The 18,188-nt window shown below is 71.0% G+C and carries 15 protein-coding genes; 8 read left to right on the forward strand and 7 right to left on the reverse strand.

The annotated features are described in order from the left end of the window. Positions 1 to 194: 194 nt before the first annotated feature. The gene (locus tag ACIBVL_RS06465) at positions 195 to 1,235 is read right to left on the reverse strand and encodes a LacI family DNA-binding transcriptional regulator (RefSeq protein ID WP_399092782.1); all 1,041 of its coding nucleotides are present in this window, start codon (positions 1,233 to 1,235) and stop codon (positions 195 to 197) included. 235 nt (positions 1,236 to 1,470) lie between these two features. On the opposite strand from ACIBVL_RS06465, the gene ACIBVL_RS06470 reads away from it, so the two are divergent. The 5 genes from ACIBVL_RS06470 to ACIBVL_RS06490 all read left to right on the forward strand — a co-directional run bounded on the left by ACIBVL_RS06470 (position 1,471) and on the right by ACIBVL_RS06490 (position 9,070). Further along, positions 1,471 to 2,397, forward strand: a complete 927-nt coding sequence (locus ACIBVL_RS06470) for a carbohydrate ABC transporter permease (protein ID WP_399092786.1) — start codon at positions 1,471 to 1,473, stop codon at positions 2,395 to 2,397. Positions 2,398 to 2,401: 4 nt separating this feature from the next. After that, complete coding sequence (locus ACIBVL_RS06475; protein ID WP_399092789.1) at positions 2,402 to 3,349, forward strand: carbohydrate ABC transporter permease; 948 nt, start codon at positions 2,402 to 2,404, stop codon at positions 3,347 to 3,349. A gap of 100 nt (positions 3,350 to 3,449) precedes the next feature. Beyond that, a complete protein-coding gene (locus tag ACIBVL_RS06480) occupies positions 3,450 to 4,787 on the forward strand; it encodes an ABC transporter substrate-binding protein (RefSeq protein ID WP_399092792.1) in 1,338 nt (445 codons plus the stop codon). Between the two features lie 86 nt (positions 4,788 to 4,873). Continuing rightward, on the forward strand, positions 4,874 to 6,916 hold the full coding sequence (locus ACIBVL_RS06485; RefSeq protein WP_399092795.1) for a beta-galactosidase: 2,043 nt from the start codon (positions 4,874 to 4,876) through the stop codon (positions 6,914 to 6,916). Between the two features lie 126 nt (positions 6,917 to 7,042). After that, the gene (locus tag ACIBVL_RS06490) at positions 7,043 to 9,070 is read left to right on the forward strand and encodes a glycoside hydrolase (protein WP_399092798.1); all 2,028 of its coding nucleotides are present in this window, start codon (positions 7,043 to 7,045) and stop codon (positions 9,068 to 9,070) included. 88 nt (positions 9,071 to 9,158) lie between these two features. Here the strand turns inward: ACIBVL_RS06490 and ACIBVL_RS06495 are convergent, their stop codons facing one another. The 6 genes from ACIBVL_RS06495 to ACIBVL_RS06520 all read right to left on the reverse strand — a co-directional run bounded on the left by ACIBVL_RS06495 (position 9,159) and on the right by ACIBVL_RS06520 (position 15,107). Next, on the reverse strand, positions 9,159 to 10,028 hold the full coding sequence (locus ACIBVL_RS06495; protein ID WP_399092800.1) for an STM4011 family radical SAM protein: 870 nt from the start codon (positions 10,026 to 10,028) through the stop codon (positions 9,159 to 9,161). A 10-nt stretch (positions 10,029 to 10,038) separates the two neighbouring features. Beyond that, positions 10,039 to 11,367 carry an STM4012 family radical SAM protein gene (locus ACIBVL_RS06500; protein ID WP_399092803.1) on the reverse strand — a complete coding sequence of 443 codons (1,329 nt, stop codon included), beginning with the start codon at positions 11,365 to 11,367 and terminating at the stop codon, positions 10,039 to 10,041. After that, a complete protein-coding gene (locus ACIBVL_RS06505; protein WP_399094782.1) occupies positions 11,364 to 12,182 on the reverse strand; it encodes an STM4013/SEN3800 family hydrolase in 819 nt (272 codons plus the stop codon). The genes ACIBVL_RS06500 and ACIBVL_RS06505 overlap by 4 nt, the downstream gene beginning before the upstream one ends. Before the next feature lie 7 nt (positions 12,183 to 12,189). Then, positions 12,190 to 13,305: an STM4014 family protein gene (locus ACIBVL_RS06510; RefSeq protein WP_399092806.1), complete on the reverse strand. Its 1,116-nt coding sequence runs from the start codon at positions 13,303 to 13,305 to the stop codon at positions 12,190 to 12,192. An 11-nt stretch (positions 13,306 to 13,316) separates the two neighbouring features. Then, positions 13,317 to 14,276 (reverse strand): STM4015 family protein, encoded by a 960-nt coding sequence (locus tag ACIBVL_RS06515; protein WP_399092809.1) that lies wholly within the window; start codon positions 14,274 to 14,276, stop codon positions 13,317 to 13,319. Positions 14,277 to 14,384: 108 nt separating this feature from the next. Continuing rightward, positions 14,385 to 15,107 (reverse strand): FAD binding domain-containing protein, encoded by a 723-nt coding sequence (locus tag ACIBVL_RS06520; RefSeq protein ID WP_399092812.1) that lies wholly within the window; start codon positions 15,105 to 15,107, stop codon positions 14,385 to 14,387. 448 nt (positions 15,108 to 15,555) lie between these two features. On the opposite strand from ACIBVL_RS06520, the gene ACIBVL_RS06525 reads away from it, so the two are divergent. Genes ACIBVL_RS06525 through ACIBVL_RS06535 form a run of 3 tightly spaced genes read left to right on the forward strand, consistent with a single transcriptional unit; the run spans position 15,556 to position 18,156 of the window. Further along, positions 15,556 to 16,476 (forward strand): serine/threonine-protein kinase, encoded by a 921-nt coding sequence (locus tag ACIBVL_RS06525; RefSeq protein ID WP_399094785.1) that lies wholly within the window; start codon positions 15,556 to 15,558, stop codon positions 16,474 to 16,476. Next, positions 16,466 to 16,924 carry a hypothetical protein gene (locus ACIBVL_RS06530; protein WP_399092815.1) on the forward strand — a complete coding sequence of 153 codons (459 nt, stop codon included), beginning with the start codon at positions 16,466 to 16,468 and terminating at the stop codon, positions 16,922 to 16,924. The genes ACIBVL_RS06525 and ACIBVL_RS06530 overlap by 11 nt, the downstream gene beginning before the upstream one ends. After that, on the forward strand, positions 16,921 to 18,156 hold the full coding sequence (locus tag ACIBVL_RS06535; protein ID WP_399092818.1) for a hypothetical protein: 1,236 nt from the start codon (positions 16,921 to 16,923) through the stop codon (positions 18,154 to 18,156). Before ACIBVL_RS06530 ends, ACIBVL_RS06535 begins: the two co-directional genes overlap by 4 nt. Positions 18,157 to 18,188 lie beyond the last annotated feature (32 nt).

Here is an 18,188-nt window from a genome sequence, read left to right on the forward strand (position 1 = left end):
TGTCCTCCGGACAGAAGCGACGGACGTACGGGGAGCGGCGCCGCAACCCTAGGAGTCCCAGGATGGACCTGCGTGAAGGGCAGACGAACGCTGGACCTCGCCGGGCAAAGGTCCCCCCATCCACAGGTCACGCACGGCAAAAGTCGCGCTCGCAGACGTCACACCGTCGCCGGCGCCGTGCTCTCGCGCCGCCGCTACCCCGATCGCGGCGGTGCCGTGCTCTCGCGCACCACCAGCCGCGTCGGCACGAGCGTCGTCCCCCGCTCCGTGTCGTGCTGCCGCATCTTCCGCAGCACGGCCTGTACGCACAGCCGGCCGACCTCGGCGAAGTCCTGGTGGACGGTGGTGAGCGGGGGCATGAAGGAGCTCGCCTCGGGGATGTCGTCGAAGCCGGTCACGCTGACGTCCTCGGGCACGCGCCGGCCGCGTTCATGCAGGGCGCGCAGCAGGCCGAGGGCCATCTGGTCGTTGGCGACGAAGACGGCGGTGCAGTCCTCACGGGCGGCGAGTTCGAGGCCGGCTCGGTAGCCGGACTCCGCGGACCAGTCGCCGCGGATGAGTGGCGGCGGGGTGCGGCCGGCCTCCGTCAGCACCGCCCGCCAGGCGTCGGCGCGGCGCTGTGCGGCGAAGGAGTCCTCGGGGCCGCCCAGATGCCACACCGTCTCGTGGCCGAGTCCGAGCAGGTGCTGGACGGCGGTACGGCTGCCGCCCGCCTGGTCGGTGTCGACGACCGTGTAGTGCTCGCCGGCGTCGGAGTCGACGACCAGGAGCTGGACGTACGGCGGCAGCATGATGGTCGCGGCGTCCAGGAGGTGCACCTCCATGATGACGATCACGGCGTCGACGGCCAGCTCCTCCAGCCGGGAGAACGCGCCGCGCACCTCGGCCTGGGTGGGGACGGCGACCGGCAGCAGGGTGACCGCGTAGCCCTCGGCGGCGGCGGAGTTGGCGATCGCCTCCAGGGTGCGGACGTTGCCCGTGGAGGAGAGCGAGAAGGTGATCACGCCGATGGTGCGGAACTCCCCGCGCTTGAGGGCACGGGCCGCGCTGTTGGGCCGGTAGCCCAGCTCCTTCATGGCCGTGAGCACCTGCTGGCGCGTCTCCTCGTTCACACCGGCGTAACCGTTGGACACCCGGGAGACGGTCTGTGAGGAGACCCCCGCGAGGCGGGCCACATCGGCCATGGAGGCGGTCGTCCGGCGTCTCGGCGTCTTCGCCGGGGTTCTCTCGGCCATGTCCACGGTGTCCCCACCTCTCTGTCTTCGCAGATGTCACGGTCCGTGCCAAAGGACCCTTGACCATCGTAATCAGGGCAGTGTAGACATGCCGCCATCCAATGTTTACGTAAACATAACAGTCCGCCAAGCCCCTTGCGTGGCCGATGTTTGCGTAAACATGATGGGGGCGGTGGGGCGTTCGAAATCTCCGCGCAACACCGGCTGTTCCCAAACTGCACGAGCGAGGAACGACATGACGACGCTGCAACCGCCGGCGGCCGCCGAGCCGCGGCCGGCACCACCTCCGGCGAGACGGGACCGCCGCTCCTGGACGGGGTGGGGTTTCATCGGTCCCTTCGTGGCCGTGTTCGCCCTGGTCTTCCTGGCCCCGATCGGCTACTCGATCTACCTGAGCCTCTTCCGCGACCAGCTCATCGGCGGCACCACCTTCGTCGGTCTGGACAACTACACCCAGGCGCTGAAGGACGACCAGTTCTGGGACTCCGTCGTCCGGGTGGCCCTGTTCCTCGTCGTGCAGGTGCCGATCATGCTGGGCATCGCCCTGCTGGTGGCCCTCGCGCTGGACAGCGGACGGCTCTACGGCAAGAGCTTCTTCCGCATCACGATCTTCCTGCCGTACGCGGTGCCCGCCGTGGTCGCCACCCTGATGTGGGGCTTCATGTACGGCACGAAGTACGGCCTGGTGGGGGACGTCAACGACGCGTTCGGCGTCACCCTGCCCGATCCGCTCTCCCCCGACCTGGTGCTGGCGTCCATCGGCAACATCGTGACGTGGGAGTTCGTCGGCTACAACATGCTGATCTTCTACTCGGCGCTGCGCGTCATCCCCAACTCCCTCTACGAGGCGGCGGAGATCGACGGCGCCGGACAGCTGCGGGTGATCACCGCGATCAAGCTCCCCGCCATCCGGGGCGCCCTGGTCATCGCGACGATCTTCTCCATCATCGGCAGCTTCCAGCTCTTCAACGAGCCGAACATCCTGCGCCCGCTGGCCCGCAACGCCATCACCACGGACTACACCCCGAACTTCTACACGTACTCGCTGTCCTTCAACGGCCAGCAGCACAACTACTCCGCGACGGTGGCCATCATCATGGGCCTCATCACGATGGTGATCGCCTACGTCGTGCAGCTGCGCGGCATGCGCAAGGGAGCGTGACCCGATGAGCACCCCTCTCACCACCACCTCCCCCACCGCTCCCGCCGAGACGGCCGGCGCCGGCAAGGGCGTGCCGCGCCTGCGCAGCTCCCGCAAGTACACCCCGGGACGGCCGAAGCGCAGCGTGCTGCTGACGGTGCTGACCTCCCTGGTCGTCCTCTACACCGTGGTGCCGCTGATCTGGCTGGCCATCAACGCCACCAAGACCCAGGCGGGCCTGGCCGATTCGAGCGGCCTGTGGTTCGCCCACGACTTCGCCCTGTGGGACAACGTCCGCGACACGTTCACCTACGCCGACGGCGTGTTCGGCCGCTGGCTGCTGAACACCCTGCTGTACGTGGTGCTCGGCGCCGGCGGAGCGACCCTGCTGGCGGTCCTGGGCGGTTACGCGCTGGCGAAGTTCGACTTCCCCGGCAAGCGCGCCGTCTTCGCCACGGTCATCGGCGCGGTGGCGGTCCCCGGTACGGCCCTCGCGGTGCCCACGTTCCTGATGTTCAGCAAGATGGGCCTGACCGACACCCCGTGGGCGGTCATCATCCCGTCGCTGGTGTCGCCGTTCGGCCTCTACCTGATGTGGGTCTTCGCCACCGAGGCCATCCCCACCGAGCTGCTGGAAGCCGCCCGGATCGACGGGGCCGGCGAGGCGCGCACCTTCTTCACGGTCGCCCTGCCGCTGCTCGCCCCCGGCATCGTCACCGTGCTGCTGTTCACCACGGTCGCCACCTGGAACAACTACTTCCTGCCGCTGATCATGCTCAAGGACCCGGACTGGTACCCCCTGACCCTGGGCCTGAGCGCGTGGAACTCCCAGGCGGAGACCATCGGCGGCGACGTGATCTTCAACCTGGTGATCACCGGTTCCCTGCTCACCATCCTGCCGCTGATCGCCGCGTTCCTGTTCCTGCAGAAGTACTGGCAGTCGGGTCTCGCCGCCGGAAGCGTCAAGGAGTGACCCAGCGGCCTCCGGCCGCCCCCAAGCCCCACGTTCCACCCAGCGTTTGCGCAACCCCCACCCTCACCTGTCCCACCCACGAAGAAGTGGAAGCACCTTCATGCGCAGAAAGACCGGCCGCCTGCTGCGCGGCCTCGCCCTCCTCTCCACCCTGGCCCTCGGCGCCACCGCCTGCGGCGGCTCGGACGACAGCTCCGACACCAAGGCGGTCTCCGCCGGGGACATCCAGGCGGCCCTGAAGAAGGGCGGCACGGTCACGGTCTGGGCCTGGGAGCCCACCCTGAAGACGGTCGCCGCCGACTTCCAGAAGAAGTACCCCAAGGTCAAGATCAACCTGGTCAGCGAGCGGTCCGGCGACAAGCACTACACCGCGCTGTCGAACGCCATTTCGGCCGGCAAGGGCGTGCCGGACGTCGCCCAGGTCGAGTACTTCGCGCTCGGTCAGTACGCCCTCACCAAGGGCCTCACCGACCTGGCCCCGTACGGCGCCGACAAGCTCGCCTCCAAGTACACGCCGGGTCCGTGGAACGCCGTGAACGACGGTGACAAGGTCTACGGCCTGCCGATGGACTCCGGTCCGATGGCGCTGTTCTACAACAAGAAGGTCTTCGACAAGTACAAGATCGCCGTCCCGACCACCTGGGACGAGTACCTCGAGGCGGCCCGCAAGCTGCACAAGGCCGACCCCAAGGCCTACATCGCCAACGACGCCGGCGACGCGGGCTTCACCACCAGCATGCTGTGGCAGGCCGGTTCGCGCCCCTACAAGGTCGACGGCACCAAGGTGAAGATCGACTTCGCCGACGCGGGCGCCCAGAAGTTCGAGGCCGTCTGGCAGAAGCTGATCGACGAGAAGCTTCTCGCGCCGATCAACGGCTGGACCGACGACTGGTACAAGGGCCTCGGCGACGGCACCATCGCCACCCTGGCCACCGGTGCCTGGATGCCCGCCAACTTCATCACCGGCGTGCCGAACGCCTCCGGTGACTGGCGCGCGGCCGCCCTGCCCGCCTGGGCCAAGGGCGACAAGGCGAGCGCGGAGAACGGCGGCAGCTCCCTGGCGCTGCCGGCGCTGGGCAAGAACAAGGAACTCGCCTACGCCTTCGTCGAGTACGCCAACGCCGGTGACGGTGTGGCCACCCGGGTGAAGGAGGGCGCCTTCCCGGCGACCAACGCGGAGCTGCAGTCCTCCGAGTTCCTCAGCAAGGAGTTCCCGTACTTCGGCGGCCAGAAGGCCAACGAGATCTTCGCCCAGTCCGCGGCCAACGTCGCCGACGACTGGTCGTACCTGCCCTTCCAGCCCTACGCCAACTCGATCTTCAACGACACGGTCGGCAAGGCCTACGTCTCCGGCACCACGCTGGCGGACGGTCTGAAGGCCTGGCAGGAGGCCTCGGTCAAGTACGGCGAGGAGCAGGGCTTCACCATCGAGAAGTAGTCCTCGAAGAAGCAGTAGCTGAAACGCCGGGCGGCGCGGCACCCGGGCCGCGCCGCCCCCGTGCACCACCCTTGGGAAGGACCGCCATGATCTCCACCCTCCAGTCCCGCATGCTGCGCGGGGCGGACGGTGACCCCGCCCCGCGTCTGGCCTACGGCGCCGACTACAACCCCGAGCAGTGGCCCCGGGACGTGTGGGAGGAGGACGTACGGCTGATGCGGGAGGCCGGTGTCACCGTCGTCTCCGTGGGGATCTTCTCCTGGGCGCGGATCCAGCCGGGCCCGGACACCTGGGACTTCGGCTGGCTCGACGAGGTCATGGACCTGCTGCACGCGGGCGGCATCGGCGTCGACCTGGCCACCGCCACCGCCTCGCCGCCGCCGTGGCTGACCGCGGCCCACCCCGAGATCCTGCCGGTCACCGCCAACGGTGAGACCGTGTGGCCGGGCGCCCGCCAGCACTGGCGGCCCACCTCGCCGGTCTTCCGGGAGCACGCCCTGCGCCTGGTCCGCGAGATCGCCGGCCGCTACAAGGACCACCCGGCCCTCGTCGCCTGGCACGTCTCCAACGAGCTGGGCTGCCACAACGTCTACGACTACTCCGACGACGCGGCCCGCGCCTTCCGCGTCTGGCTGCGCGCCCGCTACGGCACGCTCGACGCCCTCAACCACGCCTGGGGCACGGCCTTCTGGTCTCAGCGTTACAGCGACTGGGAGCAGATCCTGCCGCCGCGCCTGGCCGCATCCCACCCCAACCCCACGCAGCAGCTGGACTTCAAGCGCTTCTCGTCGGACGCGCTGAAGGACCATCTGATCGCGGAGCGCGAGATCCTCCGGGAGATCACCCCCGGCGTCCCGGTCACCACCAACTTCATGGTGATGGGCGGCACCAAGGGCATGGACTACCCGGACTGGGCGGACGAGATCGACTTCGTCGCCAACGACCACTACGTGCACCCCGGACCGCAGGACCGCGACGAGCTGTCGTTCTCCGCGAACCTCGTCAGCGGCATCGCGGGCGGCCGGCCGTGGTTCCTGATGGAGCACTCCACCAGCGCCGTGAACTGGCAGGCCGTGAACGTGGCCAAGCGGCCGGGCGACCTGGCCCGTGACTCGCTGCTGCACGTGGCGCACGGCGCGGACGCGGTGTGCTTCTTCCAGTGGCGGCAGTCGGCGGCCGGCGCCGAGAAGTACCACTCGGCGATGGTCCCGCACGCCGGCGCCGACAGTGACGTCTTCCGCGCGGTGGCCGGGCTCGGCGCCACCCTCGAGGCACTGGCGCCGGTGGCCGGTTCGGAGCGGGAGACCGCGGCCGTCGGCATCCTCTACGACTGGCAGTCGTGGTGGGCGAGCGAGCAGGACTCGCACCCCACCTCCCTGCTGGACTACCGGCAGGAGGCGCTCGACTGGTACTCGGCGCTCCTCGCCCTCGGTGTCCGCGCCGACCTCGTCACCACCCGCGCCGACCTCTCCCGCCACCAGGTCCTCATCGCGCCCGTGCTGCACGTCGTACCCGCCGAGCTCGCCAAGGAGCTGACGCGCTACGCCGAGCAGGGCGGCCACCTCATCACCACCTACTTCTCCGGGGTCGTCGACGAGAACGACCACGTCTGGCTCGGCGGCTACCCGGGCGCCCTGCGCGAGCTGCTCGGCATCCGCGTCGAGGAGTTCGGTCCGCTGCTCGCCGGGGAGAGCGTGGAGCTGGACGACGCCTCCACGGGCACTGTGTGGACCGACCGGATCACCGTCACGGACGCCGACACGCAGGTGCTGGCGCACTACCACTCCGGTGTGCACGCCGGCCGTCCGGCGATCACCCGGCGGACCACGGGCGCCGGTTCGGCCGCGTACGTCTCCACCCGTCTCGGCGTCGACGGGCTGCGCGCGCTGCTGCCCAGGCTGCTGGAGCCTGCCGGGGTGAGCAGTGAACTCCCGGAGGACGTACGGGGATCGGTGGAGCTGACCGTCCGGCGCGGGGCCGAGGGACGGTTCCTGTTCCTGGTGAACCGGACCGACGAGACCGTGCCGGTGGCCGGACTGGACGGAGACGTCCTCACCGGCGGTGACCGCACGGACGGCGCCCTGGTCCTCGAACCGCGCGCGGTCGCCGTACTGCGCCAGGCCCTGTAGAAGGACACGACACCCGCACCCCACGACTCCCCGGCACGGCCCTGACCCGTGCCGGGGGCCATCCCCTCCTGCCCATGTGGCGGCAGGGGCCCGATTCAGCGACCACCACCGCAGTTGGGAGCACAGATGGCACGCCGTACCCACAACAGACGGTCCCTCGGGGCCGCCGCGCTCACCGCCCTGGCCACCGGGGCCGCCCTGCTCACCGTTCCGGCGCAGGCGCAGGCCGACGCCGCCGTCACCGTGACGCCGGACCCGTCGTACCAGCAGGAGAAGTTCGAGGGCTGGGGCACCAGCCTGGTCTGGTTCGCCAACGCCACCGGCGACTACCCGCCCGCGATCCGGGAGAAGCTCGCGAAGCTGCTCTTCGGCGACGACGGCCTGGCGCTGAACATCGCCCGGTACAACATCGGCGGCGGCAACGCGCCGGACGTCAAGGACTACCTGCGCGCCGGCGGCGCGGTCGAGGGCTGGTGGAAGGCGCCGGAGGGCACCACCCGTACCGACACCGACTGGTGGAGCGCGGACGACCCGGCGGACTGGAACAAGGACGCCGACGCCACACAGCGGTGGTGGGTGGAGCGCATCAAGAACGACATCGACCACTGGGAGACGTTCAGCAACTCCCCGCCGTGGTTCATGACCGAGAGCGGATACGTCTCCGGCGGCTTCAACGCCAACGCCGACCAGCTGAAGGCCGAATCGGTCGACGACTTCGCCGCCTACCTGGCGGGCGCCACCAAGCGGCTGGAGAAGGCCGAGGGCATCAAGGTCGACACGATCGACCCGTTCAACGAGCCCAACACCGGCTACTGGAGCACGCGCCTGGGCTCGGACGGCCAGCCCGTCGGCGGCCGGCAGGAGGGCGCCCACATCGGTCCGGCGCTCCAGCAGAAGGTCCTCGCCGCGCTGGCGCCCGCGCTGAAGAAGGCGAAGGTCAAGGCGGAGATCTCGGCGATGGACGAAACCAACCCGAGCATCTTCTCGACCAACTGGAACTCCTACTCGCAGGCCTCCAAGGACCTCGTCGGCCAGATGAACGTCCACACCTACGGCACCGGACAGCGCACCACCGTGCGCGACCTCGCCAAGGCGGCCGACAAGCCGCTGTGGATGAGCGAGGTCGAGGGCGACTGGGGCGACGGGCAGAGCTTCACCGACATGCGTCCCGGGCTGGGGCTGGCCCAGCAGATCGTCAACGACCTGCGCGAACTGGAGCCCAAGGCCTGGGTGTTCTGGCAGCCGGTCGAGGACTACGACAACATGAAGCCGGGCGGCGAGTCGGCCAAGGGCGGCAACTGGGGCTCCATCCAGCTCCCGTTCAGCTGCACCTCCACGGACACGCTCCAGTCGTGCCCCATCCACACGAACACCAAGTTCGACACGGCCCGCAACTTCACGCACTTCATCAAGCCCGGCGACAAGCTGATCAAGGTGGACGACACCTCCAGCGCCGCCGCCGTGACCAAGAACGGCAAGGGCGCCTCGCTCGTCCACGTCAACTCCACGACCGCGGCCCGTACGGTCACCATCGACCTGTCGAAGTTCCGCACGATCAAGGGCAACGCGACCGTCACGCCGACCGTCACCAGTGCCGAGGGCAAGCTCCAGGAGCAGGCGCCGGTCAAGGTCGTCGACGGCAGGGCGACCTTCACCGTGCCCGCCCAGTCCGTGACCTCCTTCGCCGTCAAGGGCGTCTCGGGCGTCGCGAAGAACGCGGGACTCTTCAGCAAGGGCCACTCCTACACGCTGACCGGCGTGCAGAGCGGCAAGGCGGTGACCGTCGCGGCCAACGGCACGAACCTGGTCATCGGCTCGGCCAACGGCACCGTCGCCCAGGAGTGGCAGCTGGACGCCCGCTACGGCAGGACCGGCAACCGCCAGCGCTACGTGTTCGCCAACCCGGCCGAGGGCGAGCGGCTCGCCGTCCGCGACAACGTGCCCGTGGTGGAGCCCGACACCGGCGAGCGGGACCCGGCCACCGAGTGGATCATGTCGACCACCGGTGACGGCACGTGGACCCTGGTCAACGTGGCCACCGGGCGCCTCCTCGAAGTCGGCGGCCAGGCGACCAACGAGGGCGCGGCCGTCACGACGTGGCAGGCCAACTCCGGTTCGAACCAGCGCTGGAGGGTCACGGACGTGACCCCGTAGCGCAGCTGGGCCGGTTCCTCGCCCTGCGGCCCGGGAGCGCTCCCTGAGCGTCCCGGGCCGCAGGGCGTCGTCGCGACATCACCAGGGATCACGCGCGGGCGGAGTGCTGTGCGGGCACCGCTGCCGGGACGCGTTCGAGGACACCGCCCGCGAAGACGTCGTACAGCGGCAGGGTCTCGAGGTGGACATAGCCGATGTGACAGTCGCAGACGGCGAGCGGGCAGGGGCGGGGGCGCAGGGCGGCGCGGTAGGAGCCGTCGTAGAGGTTGCCGAGTTCGGCGCGGACGAAGTGGCAGCGGCGGACCGTGCCGTCGCCGTCCACCGAGATCACCGACTCGCCGGTGCGGCAGGGCAGTCCGGCGCTGGTGTGCGGGTGGCGGCTGTACGGGAACAGCGGGTCGAGCGCGGTCCAGTCGTCGGCCTCGGCGTCCGCGTAGGTGTGGCCCTCGGCCGCGTTGATCCACAGGTAGACGTGCTCGGGCAGGTCGGCACGGAGGCGGCGGGCCGCTTCGAGGTGCTCGGGGAGGCCGACGACGCCGACGCTGAAGCGGATGCCGCGGTCGGCCAGGTCGCGGCACTTGGTGAGGAAGCGGTCGTAGGGGGTCTGGCCCGGGTGGTACGTGCACCACAGGGCCAGGGTGTCGGGGTCGGCCTCGGTGAGCCAGTCCGTGCGGCAGCTGAGGTTGGTCTGGATGGCGACCCGGCGGATGTGCGGGAGGTGGGAGAGTTCGGCGAGCGTACGGCGGTACCAGGAGCGGACCAGACCCTCGCCCCAGGGGGTGAAGAGGATCGACAGGCGGTCGTCGGTCCGCTCGGCGGCCCACCGCGCGAAGCGTTCCAGGGCGGTGCGGTCGGCGCGCAGTTGGGCCGTCGAGTCGCGGCGCTTGGCGAACGGGCAGTAGGGGCAGTCGTAGTCGCAGGAGGCGAGCGGGCCCCGGTAGAGGAGGGTCAGGTCCATTGCGGGCCGGTCACTTCCTCTCGTAGGCGGCCATGGCGGCGCGAACGGCCGGGGAGAACAGGTCGGGGCCGATGGCGTCGGAGTGCGCGAGACCCTCGGGGGTGAGCCTGAGCACCGCGGAGTCGTCGCTCAGCCAGCCCCGGTCGGCGAGGCACCCGAGTTCCGGGCCGAAGTCGTCGGCGGGGGCGCTGCCGAACCGGGCCCGGTATTCGTCGACGGGGAGGCCCTCGGCCTGGAGGAGCGACTGGAGGAGATGGCGGCGGCGTGCCTCGTGGGGGTCCATGCGGTAGCCGACCTCCGCTCGGGTGAAGTCCTCCGTGCCGACGTAGTCGTCGACGATGGCGCGGATCTGGTGCATGTCGACGGCGTAGTCGAAGGAGTAGTGCAGGCCGGACGTGTAGGAGCGGGCGCCGCAGCCGAGGCCGATCATGCCGTCGGTCTGGCAGGCGTAGTCGTCGGCGCCCTGCGGCGGGGCGTCGGCGCGGCGGAACATGCGCATCGACTGCTGCGTGTAGCCGTGCGCGAGAAGGTGGTCGCGGCCGGCGCGGTACAGCCGCAGCCGTTGCTCGTCCCAGGCGGGGTCGGGGCCGACGCCGCGTCTGTCCAGGCCGGTCAGGGGGCGGACGTAGAGGGGGTAGAGGTAGAGCTCCTCGGGGCGCCAGGCGAGGGCCGCGTCCAGGGAGTGCCGCCAGGTCTGCTCGGTCTGGCCGTCGATTCCGTAGATCAGGTCGATGTTGAGGACCGGGACGCCTGCCTCCCGGATGCGGGCGAGGGCCGCCTCGACGTCGGCGCGGCGCTGCGGGCGGACGGCGGCGCGGGCCTCGGAGTCGACGAAGCTCTGGATGCCCAGGCTGAGGCGGGTGGTGCCGCGGGCGGCCAGGACGGCGAGCCGGTCGGCGGTGGCCGTGGCGGGTGAGGCCTCGACCGAGAGCGGGACCGCGCGCAGGTCGGCGCCCATGCGGTGCTCGGCGATGTCGCAGAGGCGCTCCAGCTCGGCTGCGGTGAGGAAGGTGGGGGTGCCGCCGCCGAAGGCGGCCGTGGCGAACCGGACCCGGTCCTTGTCCCCCAGCGCCTCGCGTACGGCGGTCGCCTGCCGTTCCAGGGCGTCCAGATAGGCGCCGGTCAGGCCGTCGGGGGCGCCGATGCGGGTGAAGAGGTTGCAGAAGCCGCAGCGGACCTCGCAGAACGGTATGTGCAGGTAGAGGGAGAGGGCGTCCTTGGGTTCGCTCGCCCAGAGGTCCTTCAGGGACGGGCGTCCAGGGAGGGGGCGGTAGGCGGTCTTGTGGGGGTAGGCGTAGACGTAGTGCTGGTAGGGGCTGGTGAGCTGGGCGGTGGTCATCGGGCGGCCTCGGCGGGGTGGTCCAGGAAGAAGTGGGCGTACGGCACGGTCCACACGGACTCGTGGCCGAGGCGGTGGCCGGTGTAGCCGTCGTCGCCGTAGGCGGTGCCGTGGTCGGAGCAGACGATCGCGAAACAGCGGCGTCGGCTGCTCGCGGCGGTGAAGAGCCGGCCGATGTGCCGGTCGACGTACTCCAGGGCGGCGGCGTGCGTCGCGCGGGTGTCCCCGGTCTCACGGGTCGCGCCGGGCAGGTGGAACCAGTTGGGCTGGTGCAGGGCGGAGACGTTCACGAAGAGGAACAGCCGCTGGTCCCGAGGGAGTTGGGCCACCACGTGTTCGGCGCGGGCGATCTGGTCCTCGAAGGAGTGGGGTGAGGTGACGCCGAACTCGGGTGTCCAGTGGGACTCGTGGAAGAGACCGGGCAGGACCGAGCCGAGCGGGCCCTGCTTGTTGAAGAAGCCCACTCCCCCCAAGCAGACGGTGTGGTAGCCGGCCTTCGCGAGGCCGGAGACCAGGTCCGGGGTGTCGTAGACGAAGGTGCCCTCGGCGGTGGTCTCGCTGCCCGCGAAGCTCGCCGCGAACAGGCGCGGGTGCGGTCCCGGGGTGGCCGGGGTCGGCAGGAATCCGGCGAAGATGGCCTGGTGGGAGGCGTAGGTGAAGCTTCCGGGGGCGTGACGCTCCTCCCAGCGGCCGCCGGGCAGGTGACGGGCGAGATTCGGGGTGCGGCCCGCTTGCGCCAGCTCGACGGCCACGTCGTGGCGGAGCGTGTCGAGGGTGACGAGGAGGATGTCGTGGCTGCCGACGACCTCCTTCATGTCGGGCTCAGGCATGGGGGGTTCCTGTTCTGTGCCGGTCGTGCAGTACGGCGCTCACCTGGGCGGCGTAGGTGTCCCGTCCCTCGGCGCCGCTGCCGGGCAGGCCGGTGAGGCGGGGCAGCAGGTCGCCGAAGGCGTTGACCTCGCCGACGGCGGCTCGGCGCCAGCCGACGGCCGGGAGCAGGTCGACGCCGACGCAGAGGGTGCGTGGGAAGCAGGCCGCCGCCCGCTCGCACACGCCGAGGACGTCGACCCAGCGGGCTCCCGCCGTCTCGACCGCCTCCCGTGCGGCTTCGAGGTCGCCGCGGCTGCCGCCGAGGTGGAGGTTGGTCAGGGGTGAGCGGCTGGTGCGGACCACCGCGTGGGTGGCCCGGCCGGCCACGACGACGACCCTCAGGTCGGCGGCGCGGCCCGCCTGGGAGGCCTTGGGCAGCCAGCGTTCGAGGTGCAGGCCGTCCGGGGCGAGCGCGTCGACGACGGCCGCGATGTCCTGCTCGCGGTCGTAGCGGCGCACTCTGAGGGAGTTGTACAGGCGGCCGTCCGAGGCGAGTTCCACCGAGGTGGTGGCCCTGATCCGGCCGCCGCCGTCCGACTCGACGGCGAGGACGCCCGACGCGGACGAACCGTGCGCGGGTTTGACGAACAGCCGGTGCATCCGGTGCTCGCGCATCAGCGCCCGTACGTCGTCCCAGCCGCGCACCGGGGCTGCCTGCGGGCCCGAGGTCGGTGAGGCGGGCACCGGGACCCCGGCGGCGTCGAGGACCGCGTGGCAGCGGCGTTTGTCGAACAGCACGGCGAGGTCGTCCGGGTCGTCGAGCCGGGTGCCGCCGCGCAGGCCGCGCAGGGCGGCGGTGAAGCGGGCGTACCAGCGGGCCGAGCCCTCGACCCGGGTGGGGTCGTCGGTGCCCCGCAGCAGACGGTCGACCTCGTCGTTCTCACCGGGCGAGTCCACGCGGACGATCTCGTCGGCCGCGAAGTCGGCTCCCCCGGCGCGCAGCACGTCCCTCCAGGCGACGATGCGCGGGGCGGGCAGGCCGGCCGCGCGCACCGCGTCGCCGAAGAGGGCGACGCGGCGGTTCTCCGGGTTGCCGACGACCGCGAAGCGCGGCTGAGGCTGCGGCACGGTCGCCGTACTCACTCGCCCACGGCGACGTAGCGCCAGACCGTGCCGTCGTCCTCGGTGTCCTCCTCGGCGTCGTCACGGTCGAGGTCCACCTCGACGCCCGCCGGCTCCAGGGTCTGCCGGATCCGGTCCTCGAGGGGCTTGGTCAGGTAGTGGTGGTGCAGGTCGAGCTTCTTGAGATGGGTGAGCGGCTGGCCGCCGAGCAGGGCGGCGGCACCCTCGTCGGTCAGGACGCCCATGGAGAGGTCCAGCACTTCCAGGCGGGCGACCACGGGGGCGGAGGCGACGGCCGCGGCGACGGCGTCCTGCATCTCGCTGTTGCGCAGGGCCAGGTGGCGCAGGTTCGGCAGCCGGGCGCCGGACAGGATCGGCTCCAGATCGGCGGCCTCGCTGTCGCCGCCGTAGTCGGGGGTGCCGAGCCACAGGTCGAGGTGTTCGAGGGCGGGCAGATCGCTGCCGCCGACCCCGCGCACCACCTCGGCGGGCAGGCCGCCGGTCTCGACGACGAGCCTGCGCAGCGCGCCGTGGCTCACGGCGGGAAAGCCCAGCCCGGATCCCCCGCGCACGCCGAGCTCCTCCAGCTCGGGGAAGGCGGTGAGGAGGGGGGTGACATCGGTCTGGTTGATCCAGGAGATCTCGCACTCCTCCATGACCATGTCGCCGATGAACAGGGCCCGCAGTGCGGGGAACCGGTTCCGGGCGGCCACCAGCGCCTCGACCACGGTGGTGGGCTCGGAGTCGTACGCCTCCTGCCAGGCGCCGACGATCAAGGCCTTGACGCGGGTGGTGTCGACGGCGGCGCAGAAGCGGGCGAAGGCTTCCGTCCAGTCCTCGGCGGCGTCGTACACGTCGCTGGTGACGCGCCAGGCAACCGACTCGGGGTCGGGCAGGCCGTCGGTCCGCGCCTCGGGGCCCGGGAAGGTGTGGGCCGGCAGCCGGTGGAGCGCGTCGAGGTGGTCACCGATGGTCATGCGGCTGCTCCTGAGGAGAAATGGTGTGCGGTCCGTGATGCCCGCAGTTCTACCAACAGGCACTGACAACGCCCTTCGCCGGGGGCCGCGTTCGGGAACCGACGCGCCTCAGGACTCGCCGGCGCGGGCCAGCACGTCCGTGACCTGTTCACGGACGGCCGCCCTGGCGGGGGCGGGCAGGGCGCCCAGGTCCGTGCGCTCCAGGGCGTGCAGGACCTGTTCGGCGTCCGTGTCGCACGGTGTGGACTCGCTGAGCACCTCGTAGCCGTCGCGCACGGCCACGCGCAGGTGCCCGGGGCCGTCGCCCTCGACGTGCACCGCGGCGGCGACGACGAGCGGCGGCGCCCCGCCCGCCTCGCCCTCCAGTTTGCGGTAGCCGCTGACCAGCGGGGTGCGCCAGCGCAGGGCGAGCAGGAGGTGACGCTTCGCCAGCAACTCGGTCAGGTCGGTGTCGTACACGCTGTCGGGCTCCAGGACGGTGGCCCGGGCGTCGAGGACGATGGCCGCGGGGAGCAGACAGCGCAGGGTGCTGCCGACGATGTTCCCGCCGACCGTGGCCGCACGGCGCACCGCTCCCGTTCCCACACCGGAGGCCGCCCGGTGCAGCACCTCGGGCACGGTGGCGTCGACGCGGTGCAGCAGCACGGCCCCGCCCAGTTCCTCGGGGCCGACCACACCCGCCTCCGGCACGTTGCGCAGGGACACCGCCTGCTCGGGGAAGCCGTCCCGTTGCCAGGCGGCCCACACGAGCGTGGCGCCGCCGATCGGTACCGCCCCCTCGGCCAGGCACTGCTGTGCTTCGGATATGGAGGCGGGCAGACGCACATGCACGACAACCGACCTGCCTTCCCGTGAAGTTCGTGGGGAGGACCGTGTCGCTCGCCCGCATGATCAGTGGCAGCACGGATTCTGCCCAGGCGCGCGGGGGCGCATACAGGGCTCATGGCTGCACTGTGCTTCCGGACCGCGGGAGGGAGCAGAGCACCGGCCAGGGCCGCGCCGAGGAAGACCCCTCACTTTTCCCCTGCATTCCCTCCCCCTCCCTCGTCTCCTCCTTCTCCCCTCTTCTCCCCCCCTCCCCCCTCTTCTCCTCGTTCTTCCCCTACTCCTCCTTCTCCTCCTTCTTCTTCTCCATAACGACGCACAAAATCGGCCAACACCGCTACTCTGTACCGGTATTCGCAGGGAGGCGGGGCGGCGCAATTCCTCGTCACTTTCGGGGGGAATCGAACATACTGTGGAACAGAAACGCTTGCCGACGCGTATCGGCCCTTATCAGGTGTCGGCGTTTCTCGGCCAGGGGGGCATGGGATCCGTCTATTTGGCCCGCAGTCGCGGCGGGCGGTCCGTGGCCGTCAAGGTCATCCGTCCCGAACTGGCCAGGGAACCGAGTTTCCGCAGCCGGTTCGCCCGGGAGATCAGCGCCGCCAAGGCCGTCAACGGGGCCTACACCGCCCCGGTCGTGGACGCCGACACCGACTGCGACCAGCCCTGGCTGGCCACCGTCTTCGTACCGGGCCCCTCGCTGTGGGAGGCCGTTCGCGTGGGCGGCGCGTTCACGTTCGACCGGGTGTGTCAGCTCGGCGCCGGTCTGGCCGAGGCGCTCGCGGACATCCACAAGACCGGCATCGTCCACCGGGATCTGAAACCGCAGAATGTGCTGATGAGTGCGGACGGTCCTCGGGTCATCGATTTCGGTATCGCACATGTGACCGACCTTCCACCCCTGACCGATCCGGACGCACTGCTGGGCACCCCGCGTTTCATGTCGCCCGAGCAGATCACGGGCGGTGCCCTGTCCCCTGCGAGTGATGTCTTCTCGCTGGGACTGGTTCTCGCATTCGCCGCGAGCGACCAGGGCCCTTTCGGCTCGGGAAGCAATGCGCAGCTCCTTTATCGCATTGTGCACACGGAGCCCGATGTGAGCGCTCTTCCCCAGGGATTACGGCTCCTTGTCGCCGCCTGTCTGGCCAAGCGGCCGGACCGGCGGCCCACTCCGGCCGAACTGCTCGACGCCCTCGGCACCCGCGAGGAACCCGCCCCGCCGACCGTGCCCCCGGCCCGGCGGTCGTACACGCCGACGGTGTGGGCCCCCCAGGGCCGACTCGGCACGGTGGACTTCGCGAGCAACGCGCAGGCACTCCTGGCGGACGGGCTGACCGACGCCCTGGTGATCGAGGCGGCCGGTCATGGCACCTGAACCCACCGGGTACTCGGCCCACTTCCTCCTCGACACCGACTGGAACGGTCTGGTGAACCGCTGGGCCACCGGAATCGGCGCGCCGGTCCACGACGCGTCCACGCACATCACGCTCAGCGTGCCGCCCCGCCCGGCGGGGGCCGACCACCTCCAGGTCCACCTCACCACGTCCCGCCGTTTCCTGGTGGCGTTCATGACCACCGGCCGCAGCCTGGCGCCGGGCGAGCTGGCACGCGCCGCCGCGGCCGCCAACGCCTGGAACATCCAGCAGTTGATCCCCACCCTCTCCGTCTGGAACGTGCGCGGCAGCGAACCGCACCTGGGCGGTGTCTGCACCCTGCCCCTGTCCTGTCGGATGACCCAGCGGGACTTCGATGCCACCGCATCGGGCTGGGTCGACCAAGCCGCCACCATGTTCGCCCGATGCCGCGAGGTCTTCAGCCTGTGACACCACCGTCGAGCCCGCCGCAGCACGCGCGTCGGGCACCGGCCGCAGCGGCCCGCCGCACCCTCGTCCACCGCGTCCTGCTCGGCACCACCCTGCTCGGCTCGGCCCTGACGCTCGTCGCCGCGATACCCTCCGGACCCCAGCGACCGGACCCCCCGGTGCCCGGCATCCCGGCGTCCACGCGTACCGCGGCGGGCCAGTGCCCCCAGGGCGACTTCACCTCGTCCGTGCTGTGCTGGGGCGAGGCCGTGGGGCGCGGCCGGAACTCCGTCATCGTGACGATCTCGGCACCGCAGAGCCTTCCGGAGAAGGACGGCCTCGCGGCCGTGTCGGCGGCCGTGCCGAAACTGCGCGACAAGCTCATCGTGATCGTGCCGGACGGGGTGCGCACCGGCTCCGGCGGCACGTTCCTGCTGGCGCTGGCCTCCCAGCGCATCGTCGGACAGCACAGTTCGGTCTCCCCGCTGACGGACGACACCCACCGCCAACTCCGCGACCTCGCCGGCTGCCCGCCCGACGGGTTCTGCGACGCCGTGCACGGCCGGCCGAGGAGCGGATATGACCTGGTGGAAGCCGGACTCGCGCAGGACGGCAACACCTCGCTGTTCACCGCCGGCCCCGCCGAGGTCACGACCGGGCCCTCGGCGGGGCAGGGGAGCGACGACAAGACGTCCGGGGCCCTGGGCTCGGAGGACTCTTCGGACAACCTGACACTCCTCCTCTTCGTGTGCGCCGTGCTCGTCTGCCTGCTGACGGCCTTGGTCGTCCTGGTCCGCCGCACCAACCGAACGGCCGGGCCGGCCCAGCCCGCCACCGCCGCGACGTCCGCCGAAGCCAGGACTGAGCCGCCCCCCGGCCCCCGGCACACCGCCGCAACCCGCCCGTCCGCGCAGCAGGCACCGCCCGCCACGCGGGCGGATCCCGGCCACGCGGCACCCGGCGAACCGGACGGCCACACGACAGCGGCTTCACCGGCCGCCACCCGACAGCGACCGGCGGACCGGCGCAGCCATCCCCACCTGTCGGCCACGGTCCGTACCGTGCTGCGACCCCAGGGCTATGTGGACATCAACGGCCTGCTGTACCGGGCGAGTTGGGGCGGCCGGGGCGAACCCCCCGCCCCGGGACAGCAGGTGGAGGTGGTCCAGGGCCGGACAGGTGAACTGACCGTGTTCGGCCTCGGCGCGACCGGCGGCGGTCCGCACGGCGACGACTCCGCACCGCTCGGATGACTTTGCTCGACAACCCCACGACGGCGAATGCA

This window comes from Streptomyces sp. NPDC049687 (genome assembly GCF_044465285.1).
Taxonomy (GTDB): Bacteria; Actinomycetota; Actinomycetes; order Streptomycetales; family Streptomycetaceae; genus Streptomyces.